The following is a 15294-nucleotide window of genomic DNA, read 5'->3' as shown; positions in this document are numbered from 1 at the left end:
TAGCTTACCTGTTATTTAAAGCCTTCCCTGATCAGGTCGTGCAGGTGAACGATGCCAAGATACCTGTTTTCTTCGTCGGCAACGAGTAGTTGATTCACATTATAGGTTTTCAGTATTTCCATAGCATCCAGCGCCAGGGTGCCCGGCTGCACGCTTTTCGGATTTTTGGAGTAAATATCTTTGGCTGTCATCCCGCTGAGTACGTCTGTTGTTTCCAGCATCCTGCGCACATCGCCGTCTGTAATGATCCCTAATAAATAATTATCCTGGTCTGTGACGGCAGTAGCGCCCAGCCTGCCTTTTGTAATGGAGAAAATTACATCCTTTAAAACGGTACCGGGCTGTACGCTTGGTTTTTCGTTGGCTGGATAGAGGTCTGCTATGCTCATAAATAAACGTTTGCCGATATTGCCTCCCGGGTGGTATTTACCAAAATCTTCTTTGGTGAAATGTTTTAACTGTATCAGGCATATGGCTAATACATCGCCCATCACTACTTGCGCTGTAGTACTGCTGGTAGGCGCCAGGTTGTTGGGACAGGCTTCTTTCTCTACCGTGGTGTCCAGGCAATAGTCTGCATGCTGCGCCAGGTAAGAAGCTGTATTGCCGGTAATGGCTATCACTTCCACTCCCAGGCTTTTTACCAATGGTATAAGCACTTTAATCTCAGGGCTTTCACCGCTTTTGCTTATAATGATTACTATATCATTTTTCTGCACCATTCCCAGGTCGCCGTGAATAGCGTCAGATGCATGCATAAACAGGGCAGGAGTGCCGGTAGAGTTAAAAGTAGCGCACATTTTCTGTGCAATAATGCCGCTTTTGCCAATACCGCTGATGATCACGCGCCCGCTACAGTTGTACAACGCTTTCACTGTGCTTACAAATTCTTGGTTAATGCTGTTTGTAAGAGCTTTCACTGCTTTCGTTTCAATGCCGATAGCGGTCAACGCATACTCCCTGATGTTTTGTTCCATGCCTTTGCCTAAGATTTTTGCAAATATACAAATCAAAAAAATCCTTACCGAAAGCAGTAAGGATTTCTATAGTTCATTTAAAAATGTTTTTAGCAATGTTCGTCAAAGATCTGTATAAGGCCGTTGGCAATTACCTGCGCTGGCCTGCCTTCGATCATGTGGCGTTCTATAAATGCTACAAGCTCCCCGTCTTTAAACAAGGCTATGGATGGGGATGAGGGTGGGTAAGGCAATAATTTTTCCCGTAAAGTTTCCACGGCTTCCATATCAAAACCTGCAAAAGAGGTAGCCAGGTGGTCCGGCTTTTTAGGGGAATTATTTACAGCCATCAATGCAGCCGGGCGTGCACTACCTGCTGAACAGCCGCAAACTGAATTAATAACCACAAGAGTTGTTCCGGGTTGGCTGATGGCTTTTTCTACGTCCTGTGGAGTTTGCAAGTCTGTAAAACCGTTTTCGGTCAGCTCTGCTTTCATGGGTAAAACTATCTCTGCTGGATACATATCTTTAAAATTTTTTCTTGATTAGTTTGGTAAAATGCAAATCTACATCAATAAAACTATTTCTGCGTTAGTTTACTGTAAATAATAAACGATGCATATGACATTTTGTCTCTTAAAATGTTTGTTTAATGACTGAATGGTAGCCTAAATTGTTAAAATACCTGTTGGAACAGGATTTGAAAACCTTTATACAGGTACCTTATTTATAAAAGATAAAAATATTCAATATGACACAAGTAAAGACAAACTTCGGCACACTCAACAATCTGTTTGAAGAAATTTTTGGCAATACTTCACCTAACTGGACAAAGTCAGAAGGTTTACTTCCATTGGTAAATATAGCAGAAGACGACAATGCTTACTATATTGAAGTAGTAGCCCCGGGTTTGCAGAAATCAGATTTCGGTGTAAAAGTAGAAAAAGGTTTGCTGGTAGTTTCCTATGAAAAGAAGTCACAAGAACAAACAGGGAAAAAGTACCACAAAAAAGATTATGCGCTCAACAGTTTCAGGCGCAGCTTTAACGTGGAAAAAACCATTGACATCAACAGGATAGAAGCGAAATATGAAGATGGAATTCTGGTGTTGACCTTGCCTAAGATGGAAGAGGAAAAACAAGTGCAGACCACTATTGAAATAAAGTAGTTTTTCATTTAAAGAATCAGAGAGGCGCAAAAACGCCTCTTTTTTTACGCGCTTTTTTCAGCGCGTTTTTTATCATAACAAAAAAACTTGACTATATTTGTGCATATTTATAAATTAAGGAAAATTAAACTATGATAAATGATATCAAGCCGCAAAATGAGAAAGAAACGCGCGCGGGTTTTGGAGAGGGAATTTACGAATTAGCACAGGAAAATAAAGATGTAATTGTATTAACCGCAGATCTTGCAGGTTCTTTTAAATTAGGGCCTTATATCAAGGACTTTCCGGACAGGTTTATACAGGTAGGCATTGCGGAAGCCAATATGATGGGCATAGCAGCAGGGCTTACCATCGGTGGTAAAATTCCTTACACAACTACTTTTGCCAACTTTAGTACAGGGCGTGTTTACGACCAGATAAGGCAGAGCATAGCCTATAGTGGGAAAAATGTAAAAATTTGTGCGAGCCACGCAGGCCTTTCTCTGGGCGAAGACGGGGCTACACACCAGATATTGGAAGACCTGGGTATGATGAAAATGTTGCCCGGAATGACCGTAATAAACCCTTGTGATTTTAACCAGACAAAGATAGCCACAAAAGCGATTGCTGAGCTGGACGGGCCGGTATACCTGCGTTTTGGCCGTCCGAAATGGCCCAACTTTACTCAAGAAGACGGTAGTGATTTTGTTATAGGCAAAGCACAGGTATTGAATGAAGGCACAGATATTACCTTTTTTGCCTGCGGCCATATGGTGTGGACAGCTATTGAAGCTGCAAAAATCATTGAGCAGAAAGGATATAGCGTAGAGGTAATAAACATACACACCATTAAGCCGCTGGATAAGGAAGCCATCATTCAATCCATTTCTAAAACAAAATGTGCGGTTAGCTGTGAAGAACACAACATTATCGGCGGGCTTGGTGAAAGCATTGCCGCAGTAGCAGCAGCTCATTGCCCGGTGCCTATGGAGTTTATCGGCACACAGGATACATTCGGTGAAAGCGGCACGCCGGAAGAACTATTTGAAAAATACGGCCTTACCAAAGAAAAAATTGCTGAAGCAGCAGAGCGTGTGCTGGCAAAAAAATAAAAATATTAAACTTGATTTATAACGACTTGTCCTAATAGCAAGTTTTTATATTTTGAGATACCTAAAAATATAAAATCTAATAAATGCAGCATTTAGAAGACAGTGAGTTATTGCGGTTATTCAGGGAAGAACCAACAAGAGAAAAAGCCTATACCGCCATAATTAAAAAATACCAGGAAAAACTGTATTGGCATGTGAGAAGGATGGTGGTAGATCATGAAGATGCCAATGATGTATTGCAAAATGTTTTTATTAAAGTCTGGAAGGCATTGGACAATTTTCGGGAAGACAGCCGTTTATACACCTGGCTCTACCGCATAGCCACCAATGAAAGCCTGACGTTTATTGAACAACAGAAAAAAAGATCAGCCGTGAGCTTAGATGATATAGAATATACTTTGGTGAATAAGGTAAAGGCAGAAGCCAATTTTGACGCTGAAAAACTTGAATGGAAATTACAGGTAGCCATACAACAGCTTCCTGAAAAACAACGACTTGTTTTCAACCTGCGCTATTACGATGAAATGCCTTATGAAGAAATGAGCCGCGTACTGGACACCAGCGAAGGAGCTTTAAAAGCCAGCTATCACCATGCAGCCAAGAAGGTAGAGGATTATATAAGAAATCATCCGTAAGAGTAAACTTATTTTACTAACCCAAGTCAAAAAAATAAGTTATGACACACGCAAATGAAAATATGAACCACGAAGACCTACAGGAAGTTTTACCAAGCTTTGGAAAAACAGCCATGCCTTACCAGCTGCCGAACGGTTATTTCGATGGGTTAGCTGATGATATTTTAGCACAGGTACAAATACAAAGCTATTCAAAAGAAGAAATATTTGCTGTACCTCCCGGATATTTTGAAAGTTTTGCCTACAATGTTTTAAACAGGATTAAAAACGAACCTGCCGAAGAAAATGAGGTGCTGGAAGAGTTAAGAGATATTGCTCCGTTGCTGACAACCATCAGCAGGGAAAATATGTATACAGTGCCTGCGAATTATTTTGAGAAATTTACGGTAAATACCGGAGCTAAGAGTAAAGTTGTTTCCATAGATTCCAACAAGAGCAAAAAAAATACCTGGAGAGGCCTGGCAGTAGCCGCCTCTTTGTTAGGCGCCGTGCTTACGTTGGGTCTTCTGGTCAATAAGGAAGAAAATACAGCGTCTCTTTCTCAATCCAATACAGCTTATGCATCTGTGGAGGGCGTAAGCAGGGATAGCGGAAAACCCAATGCTCAAAATTTAGGCGCCTACCTGAATAATCCTTCCGGAAAAAATGAAGTCAAAGATGCAAAGATCGTGGTACCGCAGGATATTAAGGTAATAGATGTATCTAACGAAATCAATACCATAAGCAGCCAGGATCTGGAAGAATATTTAAATAGTACGCCTGCAATTAATTAATAAGATAAAAGAATTTAAGTAGTGAAAAAGTTATTGTTGATATGTAGCATATTTTTATTTTCTTTCTCATTTTCTGTAGAAGCTCAGTTTAGAAGCAATAATAGTTTGATGACTTCATCATTCAGCCAGTCTACCCAGGACACGAAAGGGGTGAAGGGCGCAGAAAAGATAAAGCAGCTTAAGAATGTGTACATGGCAAAAGAACTGGAGCTGAAAAATGAAGAATATAGCGAGTTTTGGTTGATTTATAACAGGTACGAAGAAGCGTTGAATAAACTGTGGTCAGAAAACAGAGAGGATAAAAATTCATTTGAAGGCAAGAAAAAAGAATTGCAGAAAGAATATCAGCCTTCGTTTCAAAAAGTTCTTGGATCAGAGCAAAGAGCAGAAAAGGTGTATAACGCGGAAAGCAGGTTCAGAGATATGCTGAAAAAAGAATTAAAAGGAAGAAAAGATTAAACTCCCCATAATATAGTTAGTTTAAGTTAGTGTTTTAGTTTTAAGTGTTTTTATAGTTTAGATTTACAGTCGCCCCATGTCTATGGGGTGACTGTTTTTTTATTACATGCGGAATACGCAAACTTTATCTCACAACAGCCTGAACGGTGTTTTGTGTTCTTTGTAGTAATATTACATCTTTATCTTGTATATGATTATCCAGGTCGTGTTGTTGGTAGTGCCTCAGTGTAATCAATCGTAAACCTTTCTCCAGCTGCACCTCCAGGAAAACGCTTGCCTCCTGCGCCAGGGTATCCAGTTTGGCATTGTCATCAAAACACATCTCCATACTGATAGCTTCGGTCTGTACCAGGTTGGGTTTTATCTGTAACTTCTCCAGTATTTGCTGAATGCTGTTCATCGGGTGGCCGCTGATAAATGAAAAGTCTATTGTTTTAAAATAAACCAGCGCTTGATTTTCTTTGGATATCAGTATGGCGGGCAGGTCTCGTACAGGCTCGCTATTGATCAGTGTGCCCGGCAGGCCCGTATCCAGGAAACATTTTACATACAACGGTATATTTTTATTCTGCAGGGGTTTGATGGTTTTAGGATGTATCACCTGTGCGCCGTAGTACGCCATCTCAATAGCTTCGGCATAACTGAGGTGTTGTAAATATTGCGCCGAAGGGAACTTTCGGGGGTCTGCATTCATGACGCCTTCCACATCTTTCCATATTACCAATTCCTGCGCATTTAAGATGTTAGAGAAAACTGCTGCGCTGTAATCGCTGCCTTCACGGCCCAATGTGGTACTTTCATTTTCATCTGTGCTGCCGATGAACCCCTGGGTAATAACAATGCCGTTTTTTTCTATGGCAGGTAAAATTATTTCCGCAGTTTTATGAGCAGTATACTGCCAGTCTATGACTGCATCACGAAAATTATTGTCGGTTCTTAAAACGTCGCGCACATCTACCAAGGTGTTGCCGATTTTTGCCTCGTTGAAGTAAGCGCTGATGATGGTTGTGCTTAGCAATTCTCCGATACATACAACCTGGTCGTAATAATAATCGTATGACCAAACGGGCTTATCATGCAGCAACCATTCTACCTCTGTAAACAGATCAACCATTTTTTCAAGACATACATTGAAGTTGAGCACCAGCAGGTATTTGGCTATATCCAGGTGTTGCCTTTTGATGTCGTCAAACAATTTCAGCGCTTCAATACTGTTGCCGTTATAGAAGTTTTCAACTACCTTCTCCAGTGCGTTGGTGGTCTTTCCTGAGGCGGACATTATCAGCAAAAGCGGAGACTCTGTGCTGTACTCGCGTACAATATTCGCTACGTGCCTTATGTGGTCCACATCTTTTATGCTTGCGCCGCCAAATTTGAAAACTTTCATTTTTTATTTGCTTGGATTTTTTTGCACACCTCTCCGGTGCTGCGCAAAGATACAGTTTGCATAGTTGAAGCGGCAGAACATTTTGCAGATATTTAGCCAACATCAATAAATGAAAGCGATATAACAAACTATTTCTGCTTTTTATGATTTTTTATTAGCTATGGCGCGCATTATTTAGTAAATTTGTTAACCCATACTATGATATATATCATATCTAAATACTATGAAATATCTTAATTTTGCAAAACATTTTTAAACACAATAAATATTAAAATGGCAACGAAAACAAAAGACAAGAAATATGTTTATTCGTTTGGTGGCGGCAAAGCCGATGGCAACGAATCCATGAAGAACCTGCTTGGAGGTAAAGGAGCTAATCTGGCGGAGATGGCCGGAAATCCGAAATTGAAATTACCGGTACCTCCCGGATTTACCATCACTACTGAAGTTTGTACATACTACTATGATCATGGAAGAAAATATCCTGCTGCTCTAAACAAGCAGATCAAAACAGCGATAGGCGCCATAGAGAAAGTGATGGGTAAAAAGTTTGGCGATGTAAAAGATCCGTTATTGCTGTCTGTTCGTTCCGGTGCAAGAAAATCAATGCCCGGTATGATGGATACAGTATTGAATATAGGTTTAACCGAAGAAACATTAAAAGGTCTTATTGAAAAAACCGGCGACGAAAGGTTTGCTTACGATGCCTACAGGAGGCTGATCATGATGTATGCCGATGTGGTGATGGAGAAAGCCGGCGGTATGGAGCCCGCAAAAGGTAAAGGTATCAGGAAAATAATGGATGAATTGCTTGAAGAAGTAAAACACAAAAACGGCGTTGCCAATGATACGGATCTTGGTGTAGAAGACCTTAAATACCTTTCCATAGAGTTTAAAAAATTAGTAAAAGAATTATTAGGACAGCCATTCCCTGACAACGCTATGGACCAGTTAATGGGCGGTATAGGCGCTGTATTTGCAAGCTGGAATGGTAAGCGTGCCGTTGAATACAGAAGAATTGAAAGAATTCCTGACGAGTGGGGTACAGCCGTAAACGTTCAGGCAATGGTGTTTGGAAACATGGGTGATGATAGCGCTACAGGTGTGGCCTTTACAAGAAACCCGGGCACAGGTGAAAATCATTTCTATGGCGAGTATCTTATCAATGCACAAGGTGAAGACGTTGTTGCAGGTATACGCACTCCCGGGCCTATCAACAGCTACTCAAAAAATGCACAAAACCAGCAATTCCCTACTTTGGAAAAAACAATGCCAAAGCCGTACAGGGAACTGAACGAAATACAAAAAAGACTTGAGCAACACTACGGAGATATGCAGGACATTGAATTTACAATTGAAAAAGGTAAATTATGGATGTTGCAGTGCCGCGTAGGTAAAAGAAACGGTGTGGCTGCTGTAAGAATGGCTACCGAAATGGTGAAGTCTAAAATGATCGACGAAAAAACTGCGTTGATGCGCGTGGCGCCTAACCAGCTGGTAGAATTGTTATTGCCAATGATCGATCCGAAGGCAGAAGCCACTACCAAACCAATTGCGAAGGGCTTGCCGGCAGGACCTGGCGGCGCATTGGGTAAAGTGGTATTCTCTTCAAACGCTGCAATTGCAGCTGCTGCCAATGGAGAAAAAGTAATCCTGGTAAGAGAAGAAACTTCCCCTGAAGATGTTGATGGTATGCACAAAGCAGAAGCTATCCTCACAAGTAAAGGAGGTATGACCTCGCACGCTGCCCTGGTTGCACGCGGTTGGGGTAAATGTTGTATCGTAGGTTGTAGCGATATTGTTATTGCTAACGACGGCAAATCATTCAAAACCAAAAGCGGCCACACTGTAAACGAAGGCGACTGGCTTACTTTGAATGGTACCAAAGGATTGGTTTACGAAGGAGAATTGCCATTGACTTCTATTGATCCGAAGAAAAATAAATCTTATGCCGACCTAATGAAGTTGGTAGATAAGTATAAGGTAATGAATGTGCGCGCCAACGCTGATACCCCTGCCGACGCAAAACAGGCGCTTGAGTTTGGTGCAGAAGGTATTGGATTGTTCCGTACAGAGCACATGTTCTATGGCGAGGGAAGTGAAAAGCCACTGTTCCTGTTGAGAAAAATGATCATGAGCTCAACGCTTGCACAGAGAAAAGCAGCTTTGGAAGAACTGGCTGGATTTGTAAAGAAAGATGTGAAAGCTACGCTGCAAACTATGAAAGGCCTGCCGGTAACATTCCGCTTACTTGACCCTCCTTTACACGAATTCGTTCCGCACGATAAAGATAAATTACAGGAACTGGCTAATGAATTAAACGAATCTTTGGATGAGCTGTTGAAAGTAACAGAAAACCTGAAAGAAAACAACCCGATGCTTGGCCACCGCGGTGTACGTTTAGGCATTACTTACCCTGAAATTTCTGAAATGCAGATCAGGGCTATTCTTGAGGCTGCCGGTGAATTGCATAAGGCAAACAAAAAAGTTTTTGTTGAGATCATGATACCTGTTACCATGAGCATCAATGAACTGAAAAGCCAGAGAGAGATTTATGACAGAGTGTATGCTGAAGTATTGGCTAAACTGAAAGTGAAATCAATACCCAATATGTACGGTACCATGATCGAGATTCCCCGTGCTGCTATGCGCGCAGACCGTATGGCAGAAGTAGCGGAATTCTTCAGCTTCGGTACAAACGACCTTACCCAGATGACATTCGGCTTTAGCCGTGATGATATTGGCAGCTTCTTACCAGCTTACCTGGAGGCTAAAATCCTTGATGATGATCCGTTCCAGACCATAGACCAGAAAGGTGTTGGTAAACTTGTAGAGCACGCTGTTCAAAACGGAAGAGCTGTAAGGCCAAAATTAAAAGTAGGTATTTGTGGTGAGCACGGTGGTGATGCAGAAAGCGTGAAATTCTGCCACAGAATCGGCCTGAACTACGTGAGCTGTTCTCCCTTCCGCGTTCCTATTTCCCGCCTGGCCGCTGCACAAGCTGCTTTGGAAGAGGAAGCAGAGAAAAAAGCAGCAAGATCCGCAGCCGCAAAAAAAACGGTAACCAAGAAAGCTGCTGTTAAAAAGACTGCTGCTGTTGCCAAAAAAGCGCCTGCAAAAACTTCAGCTAAAAAAGCGCCTGCAAAAACTTCAGCTAAAAAAGCGGCTGTAAAAAAGGTTGCAGCTAAAAAGAAATAAAATGTTTCTTATACTAAGAACACCGGCAATTCCGCCGGTGTTTTTTATTGTACATGCCCGCAAACATAAACAGCATCTATGCTGTATTGAAATATCTGAATGCATTTTTTTCTATAATTAAAAATCAGCATAGCGCTTTTATACCTCGAAGAGTGTCCTGTGTTCCAGCAACATTTGTAAAATTTCTGCCTGTTAGGGTGTTCAATCAACCTACAATCGGTTTATAATTGTTGTTGTAGCTGCTTAGTATTATAAACAAGAAAAATTAATATCCGGCCCGGTAAATTACTATGCACAATAACTGCCGCATCTGGCAACGCTGATTATCCATACAATAAAAAAGGAACAAGCATTTTTTGCTTATTCCTTTTATAAAATTTGGTTGTCAATTAGTCAAGTATGTGTACAATTTCCCGGTTTACTTTTCTTACTCTGTCTTCTTCAACCTTAATTTTTTCACGATCGTAAGTCATTAAGCCGTTTACTTCAATCTCCACATCTGTAGTTTGTGTGTACACAGCTGCAGAGAAGCCCTGCCTGATCAATTGTTTTAGTTGTTCAGCATATTTCACATATTCATCAGTCACCTCCTTGGCGCTGTTGAATTGTACATATCCCCAGTTGCGGTTGGGTTCCCACAAGTGTTCTTTCATCACCAGGCCTATGCCGCCGTATTCTCCCAGCACTGTTGCGCGCTGTGCATCATAAAGAAAAAGATCCGGTTGAGGATAGTGGTGCAGATCCAGCATATCGCCAACAGGATAATGGTTTCCGCCGCTTGCAGGATTTACAAGTCTTGACGGGTCATAAGCTTTGGTCCATTCCACAATTTCTTTAGTTTTGAATTGTCCCCATGCTTCATTGAAAGGCACCCATACGCCGACTGAAGGATAGGAATAGAGATAATCCATGATCTCTTTCCATTCTTTTTTAAAGTTAGCTTCAGATTCTGCTGACCTGATCTTTTCAGAACCGTCAAAGTATTGCCTTGCCTGCCATTGCGGGCTGGCATCTCCATTGGGCATATCCTGCCATACGATCATGCCTAATTTATCACAGTGTGTATACCAGCGTGCAGGCTCTACTTTTACATGTTTACGGATCATATTAAACCCAAGATCTTTTGTTTTTTCGATATCATATCGTAAAGCTTCATCACTGGGAGCTGTATACAAGCCATCCGGCCACCATCCCTGGTCAAGCGGGCCAAACTGAAAGAGGTCTTTATTGTTCAATTGCAGGCGCACGATTCCTTTAGCATCGCGTTTCATAGAGTATTTTCTCATAGCAGCATAGCTGTGCACTTTATCAAGCTGTTGGCTTCCATTCCACAAGCTTACTTCCAAAGTATACAGGAATGGGTTGTCCGGCGACCAGTATTTGGTATTTGCGGGCATATTAATTTCTATCGGCTGATTGTTGATGGATTGAGCTTTTGCTGCAAGCTGCTTACCGTCAAATACTTTTACTTCAATCCGGTAGTTCGCAGGCAGATTATTGGTCAGTGCTTTCACCTGCAAAATATTTCTATCTATATCAGGCGTTATTTTTAGTGCCTCAATGTGTTTTTCGTTTACAGGCTCCAGCCATACCGTTTGCCAGATACCGCTTACAGGAGTATACCAGATACCTTCAGGATTGTTTACCTGCTTACCTCTGGGCTGGTATCCGTGGTCTGTGGGATCCCATACTTTAACGGTCAGTTTATTGTTGCCGCTTTTTAAAGCTGGTGTTATGTCAAAGGAGAATGGCGTATAACCACCGGTATGTTGCCCTACTTTTATATCATTTACCCATACATCAGCCTTCCAGTCCACAGCGCCGAAATGAAGCAATACCTTATGGCCGCTCCATTTTTTGGGAATTGAAAATTCACGGTGGTACCATAATTCATTTTCTTTACCTAATTTTTTCCCCACACCCGATAAGCCTGACTCTATGGCAAAGGGTACAAGGATTTTGCCATTATACAATTGCGAACCGGCTTTCCCTACCGGAGCAATTGCAAAATCCCACAACCCGTTCAGATTGATCCATTCCTTTCGTTCCATAATAGGACGCGGGTATTCCGGCAATACGTTATTGACGTTGATTTGTGCTGCCCATTTTGTTTGAATTTTATTTCCCGCAGGTTTCCATTGTGCGAAAGAATAAATACCCGCAGTAAAAAGGATCAGTAATAACAATGTTTTTTTCATTCGTATATCTTTTAAAGTTTTTAATTGTGTCCGGTAGTTATTGGGAGAAATCGGCATATGCAATTCCGCATAAAATTGTCGCTCGTTGTATAGCCTAATTCAAAATTTTTATGCCATTGCATGTGTTAATATTTAATTTTTTCAGTTGCCACATGGAATAACCAGCTTTTTAGATTTAATACTCATTCCGGTTGGTATAGATTCTTAATTTTTATTATTTCATGTATAAGAGATTGTTTATGTTGAACGACTATTTAAAACTCTCCAAAGTTCATGGATTTCATGGAAATACAATATGCAAAATGTCTCTTTAATTAGCGCATTTGTTTCAAAGTTTTAAGGATTCGAAAAGTTTTATTGTAAAATGAATAACGTACTTTTGAACATGCACCCATCAGCATCTTCATTTATAGCAAGAAGTAAAGAAAAAGCGTTTGACCTCAAACACAGGGCAACCATTAATTTCAATATTGGTAAGTATAATCTTGCTGTACCCCGCGGTAAATCGCAGTTTCAGGATATTGAGCTTGCCAGGCAAATGGCCAAGAATGCCAAGTGGAATGCTATAGAACATTTAGATGCTATGCTCCTTGAGTTTGAAAAAAAAATCACTGAAAACGGTGCAAAGGTCATATGGGCAGAAGATGCAGAAGAAGCTTTACAGGAAATCGGTAAAATATGCCGGGAGAAGGAATGCCGGACGATCGTGAAAAGCAAGAGCATGGTCACGGAAGAAATTCACCTGAATAAATTCCTGGAAGAGAATGGCATTGAGAGCGTAGAGACCGATTTGGGAGAGTACATCCAGCAGATGGACGATGAACCTCCTTACCACATCGTAACGCCGGCAATGCACAAAAGCAAGGAAGAAATTGCTGCATTGTTTGCTGAAAAATTAGGCGTGGAAGAGAACCTGCCTCCATCTGAACTTACACTTGTGGCCAGAAATGTTTTAAGAAAAAAATTTGCCGAAGCTTCTGTTGGCATTACGGGTGCAAATTTTATAGTCTCAGATATAGGCGGCATTGCCATTACGGAAAACGAAGGCAACGCCAGGCTTAGTGTTTCATTGCCTGAAACAACCATTGTAGTTGCAGGCATTGAGAAAGTGATCCCATCTATGGATGATCTGGAACTGTTCTGGCCATTGCTTTCTACCTTTGGAACAGGGCAATTTGTTACAGCTTATAATACTATAATCACCGGTCCTAAACAAAAGAAAGAAGCAGACGGGCCGGCAGAAATGTATGTAATTTTATTGGACAATGGCAGAACCAATCTGCTTGCCAATGAAAAAGTAAGAGAGGCGCTGTATTGTATCCGCTGCGGCGCCTGCCTGAATGCATGCCCGGTGTATAAAAATATCGGCGGCCATAGTTATGAGACTACCTACAGCGGCCCCATCGGCAGCATCATTACGCCGCACTTGCGTGGTATGAAAGAATTTAAGCATTTAAGTTATGCCTCATCGCTTTGCGGCAACTGTACCGAGGTATGCCCTGTGCGCATAAACCTGCATGAGTTGTTGCTCGAAAACCGCGCAGAATCAGTGTCTGAAGGATATACTGATTTCTCAGAACGCGCTATGTGGAAGGTTTGGAAGATGGCAACACTCAGGAGGAAAACATACAATATGGGTAGTGGTGTTTTAAAGAACGCTTTCGTAAACAGGTTTTTTAAAGCATGGACACAGTACCGCGGCCACCTGGATTTTGCTCCCAAAACCTTTAATGAAATGTGGCGTGAAAAGAACAGGAAAAAATAAAGAGAGGAGCAACTGCTCCCATACTTTAATTTCTTTTTTCCTTTCTTTTATTGGTATCCAGGTTCCACCATTTTCCTTTCTTACGGTTTTGCACAATAATGTAGTTTTGGTTAATGTATTTCTTTATGTGCTCCATTGCTTCATCATGGCTGTCTGTAATCAGCACCAGGTCTAAGTCGTAGGGCGAAATGGTTTTATCTTCTGCCATACTTTCCATTGTATCAACAATCTCTTTATAGTAATCTTTACCGAATAACACAATCGGAAATTGTTCAATTGTCTTGGTTTGTACCAAGGTTAGTGTCTCAAAGAATTCATCCATAGTACCAAATCCGCCGGGCATAATAATGAAGGCATAGGAATATTTTACCAGCATCACTTTCCGCACAAAAAAGAAATCAAATGTATAAGTATCTGTAAGGTAGGGATTGATGTGTTGTTCATGTGGCAGTACAATGTTCAGGCCTACAGATCGTCCGCCTGCCTCAAAAGCCCCTCGGTTAGCCGCTTCCATAATGCCTGGCCCGCCGCCGGTAATAGTGGTAAAATTCATTTTGGCAATCCTCTTACCAAACTCTACAGCGTCTGCATAAAATTGATGTGTGTCGTCAAATCTGGCTGAACCAAATACACTGATGCCCGGACCTACATACCGCAGCACTTCCATACTTTCAACAATCTGTTCTTTCACGCGCTGTGCAAACAGCTCATCTTCCGGTGATTCTGTGGCGGCGTTAAGATATAAAATCCGTTTCGCGGGTATTTTCCTTTCTTCTTCACTGATTCTTTCTTCCATAAATAAAAATTTGTGTTTCTAAATTACAAAAAACTTCATGCCAATTTTTAATTTTAATAAACTATTATAAATTGCATCCTATTAAAATGAATGAATTGAAAATTGCTTCGTATAATGTAAATGGCATCAGGGCTGCCATAAAAAAAGGATTTGTAGAATGGCTTGCTGAAAATCCGTTTGATATTGTTTGCCTGCAGGAAACTAAAGCCATGAAGGATAATGTAAATTGTTGCCTTTTTGAAGAATTAGGCTATCAGACTTACTGGTTTTCAGCGCAAAAGAAAGGCTATAGTGGTGTAGCTGTTTTTACCAAAGTTGAACCTTTACATGTTGTACACGGTACACAAATTGAGCAAAGCGATTTTGAAGGCAGAGTTATACAGCTTGACTTTGAGCATTTTTCTTTAGTAAATGCCTATTTTCCTTCCGGCACAAGCGGTGATATCCGACAGGCATACAAGTATCAATGGCTGGATGAATTTTACGATTATATCAATGAGCTGCGCACACAGAAAAGAGGGCTGGTGATAACAGGAGATTATAATATCTGCCATAAACCTATAGATATTCACGATCCTGTAGGCAACAGGAATTCATCGGGCTTTTTACCGGAAGAAAGGGAATGGCTGGGAAAATTTTTTGCTGCCGGTTACATAGATACTTTCAGGTACCTGCACCCCGAAAGAGCCGGCGCGTACTCATGGTGGAGCCAGCGTTTTCCTTCTGCACGGCTGAATAATAAAGGCTGGAGAATAGACTACATCAGCGTTTCAGAGAATCTTGCACACAACATTGCAGCGGCAGAAATACATCCGGATGCTAAACACAGCGATCATTGCCCTGTTTCCATAGAATTAAAATTTTAAAT

The 15294-nt window shown here is 41.2% G+C and carries 13 protein-coding genes; 8 read left to right on the top strand and 5 right to left on the bottom strand.

Annotated elements, in window-relative coordinates; all coding sequences use genetic code 11:
• Window positions 1–11 precede the first annotated feature (11 nt).
• Entirely contained in the window at window positions 12–977 is a 966-nt protein-coding gene (locus OD355_RS06280) for a KpsF/GutQ family sugar-phosphate isomerase (protein WP_263037607.1), read from the bottom strand.
• 89 nt (window positions 978–1066) lie between these two features.
• Window positions 1067–1480, bottom strand: coding sequence for a BrxA/BrxB family bacilliredoxin (locus OD355_RS06275; RefSeq protein WP_263037606.1), 414 nt, complete (start codon window positions 1478–1480; stop codon window positions 1067–1069).
• A gap of 227 nt (window positions 1481–1707) precedes the next feature.
• Between OD355_RS06275 and OD355_RS06270 the strand changes: the two genes are divergently transcribed.
• The 5 genes from OD355_RS06270 to OD355_RS06250 all read left to right on the top strand — a co-directional run bounded on the left by OD355_RS06270 (window position 1708) and on the right by OD355_RS06250 (window position 5082).
• Complete coding sequence (locus OD355_RS06270; protein WP_263037605.1) at window positions 1708–2124, top strand: Hsp20/alpha crystallin family protein; 417 nt, start codon at window positions 1708–1710, stop codon at window positions 2122–2124.
• A 131-nt stretch (window positions 2125–2255) separates the two neighbouring features.
• On the top strand, window positions 2256–3215 hold the full coding sequence (locus tag OD355_RS06265) for a transketolase family protein (RefSeq protein WP_263037604.1): 960 nt from the start codon (window positions 2256–2258) through the stop codon (window positions 3213–3215).
• Between the two features lie 83 nt (window positions 3216–3298).
• A complete protein-coding gene (locus OD355_RS06260) occupies window positions 3299–3850 on the top strand; it encodes an RNA polymerase sigma factor (protein WP_263037603.1) in 552 nt (183 codons plus the stop codon).
• Between the two features lie 41 nt (window positions 3851–3891).
• The gene (locus OD355_RS06255) at window positions 3892–4623 is read left to right on the top strand and encodes a hypothetical protein (RefSeq protein ID WP_263037602.1); all 732 of its coding nucleotides are present in this window, start codon (window positions 3892–3894) and stop codon (window positions 4621–4623) included.
• Window positions 4624–4731: 108 nt separating this feature from the next.
• Window positions 4732–5082: a hypothetical protein gene (locus OD355_RS06250; RefSeq protein ID WP_263037601.1), complete on the top strand. Its 351-nt coding sequence runs from the start codon at window positions 4732–4734 to the stop codon at window positions 5080–5082.
• Window positions 5083–5206: 124 nt separating this feature from the next.
• Here OD355_RS06250 and OD355_RS06245 read toward each other — a convergent pair whose 3' ends face one another.
• Window positions 5207–6469: an aspartate kinase gene (locus OD355_RS06245; protein ID WP_263037600.1), complete on the bottom strand. Its 1263-nt coding sequence runs from the start codon at window positions 6467–6469 to the stop codon at window positions 5207–5209.
• A 273-nt stretch (window positions 6470–6742) separates the two neighbouring features.
• On the opposite strand from OD355_RS06245, the gene ppdK reads away from it, so the two are divergent.
• Complete coding sequence (gene ppdK, locus OD355_RS06240) at window positions 6743–9667, top strand: pyruvate, phosphate dikinase (RefSeq protein WP_263037599.1); 2925 nt, start codon at window positions 6743–6745, stop codon at window positions 9665–9667.
• Between the two features lie 389 nt (window positions 9668–10056).
• On the opposite strand, the gene OD355_RS06235 is transcribed toward ppdK, so the two are convergent.
• Entirely contained in the window at window positions 10057–11865 is a 1809-nt protein-coding gene (locus OD355_RS06235) for a glycoside hydrolase family 2 protein (protein WP_263037598.1), read from the bottom strand.
• A gap of 364 nt (window positions 11866–12229) precedes the next feature.
• Between OD355_RS06235 and OD355_RS06230 the strand changes: the two genes are divergently transcribed.
• The gene (locus OD355_RS06230; RefSeq protein ID WP_263037597.1) at window positions 12230–13630 is read left to right on the top strand and encodes a LutB/LldF family L-lactate oxidation iron-sulfur protein; all 1401 of its coding nucleotides are present in this window, start codon (window positions 12230–12232) and stop codon (window positions 13628–13630) included.
• A 25-nt stretch (window positions 13631–13655) separates the two neighbouring features.
• Here the strand turns inward: OD355_RS06230 and OD355_RS06225 are convergent, their stop codons facing one another.
• Entirely contained in the window at window positions 13656–14426 is a 771-nt protein-coding gene (locus tag OD355_RS06225; protein ID WP_263037596.1) for an LOG family protein, read from the bottom strand.
• An 86-nt stretch (window positions 14427–14512) separates the two neighbouring features.
• Here OD355_RS06225 and OD355_RS06220 point away from each other — a divergent pair, with 86 nt between their 5' ends.
• On the top strand, window positions 14513–15292 hold the full coding sequence (locus OD355_RS06220; RefSeq protein WP_263037595.1) for an exodeoxyribonuclease III: 780 nt from the start codon (window positions 14513–14515) through the stop codon (window positions 15290–15292).
• Window positions 15293–15294 lie beyond the last annotated feature (2 nt).

Origin of the sequence: Haoranjiania flava, assembly GCF_025631005.1 — a bacterium.
Taxonomy (GTDB): domain Bacteria; phylum Bacteroidota; class Bacteroidia; order Chitinophagales; family Chitinophagaceae; genus Haoranjiania; species Haoranjiania flava.
The sequence above is the reverse complement of the archived record's forward strand: the minus strand, read 5'-3'. Positions and strand labels throughout refer to the sequence as shown.

What these genes read in the sequence shown, in the direction of transcription:
- OD355_RS06275 (WP_263037606.1), bottom strand. Translation starts at nt 1,480, where the DNA reads ATGTATCCAGCAGAGATAGTTTTACCCATGAAAGCAGAGCTGACCGAA.
- OD355_RS06220 (WP_263037595.1), top strand. Translation starts at nt 14,513, where the DNA reads ATGAATGAATTGAAAATTGCTTCGTATAATGTAAATGGCATCAGGGCT.
- ppdK (WP_263037599.1), top strand. Translation starts at nt 6,743, where the DNA reads ATGGCAACGAAAACAAAAGACAAGAAATATGTTTATTCGTTTGGTGGC.
- OD355_RS06250 (WP_263037601.1), top strand. Translation starts at nt 4,732, where the DNA reads ATGACTTCATCATTCAGCCAGTCTACCCAGGACACGAAAGGGGTGAAG.
- OD355_RS06235 (WP_263037598.1), bottom strand. Translation starts at nt 11,865, where the DNA reads ATGAAAAAAACATTGTTATTACTGATCCTTTTTACTGCGGGTATTTAT.
- OD355_RS06280 (WP_263037607.1), bottom strand. Translation starts at nt 977, where the DNA reads ATGGAACAAAACATCAGGGAGTATGCGTTGACCGCTATCGGCATTGAA.
- OD355_RS06255 (WP_263037602.1), top strand. Translation starts at nt 3,892, where the DNA reads ATGACACACGCAAATGAAAATATGAACCACGAAGACCTACAGGAAGTT.
- OD355_RS06225 (WP_263037596.1), bottom strand. Translation starts at nt 14,426, where the DNA reads ATGGAAGAAAGAATCAGTGAAGAAGAAAGGAAAATACCCGCGAAACGG.
- OD355_RS06270 (WP_263037605.1), top strand. Translation starts at nt 1,708, where the DNA reads ATGACACAAGTAAAGACAAACTTCGGCACACTCAACAATCTGTTTGAA.
- OD355_RS06260 (WP_263037603.1), top strand. Translation starts at nt 3,299, where the DNA reads ATGCAGCATTTAGAAGACAGTGAGTTATTGCGGTTATTCAGGGAAGAA.
- OD355_RS06245 (WP_263037600.1), bottom strand. Translation starts at nt 6,469, where the DNA reads ATGAAAGTTTTCAAATTTGGCGGCGCAAGCATAAAAGATGTGGACCAC.
- OD355_RS06265 (WP_263037604.1), top strand. Translation starts at nt 2,256, where the DNA reads ATGATAAATGATATCAAGCCGCAAAATGAGAAAGAAACGCGCGCGGGT.
- OD355_RS06230 (WP_263037597.1), top strand. Translation starts at nt 12,230, where the DNA reads ATGAATAACGTACTTTTGAACATGCACCCATCAGCATCTTCATTTATA.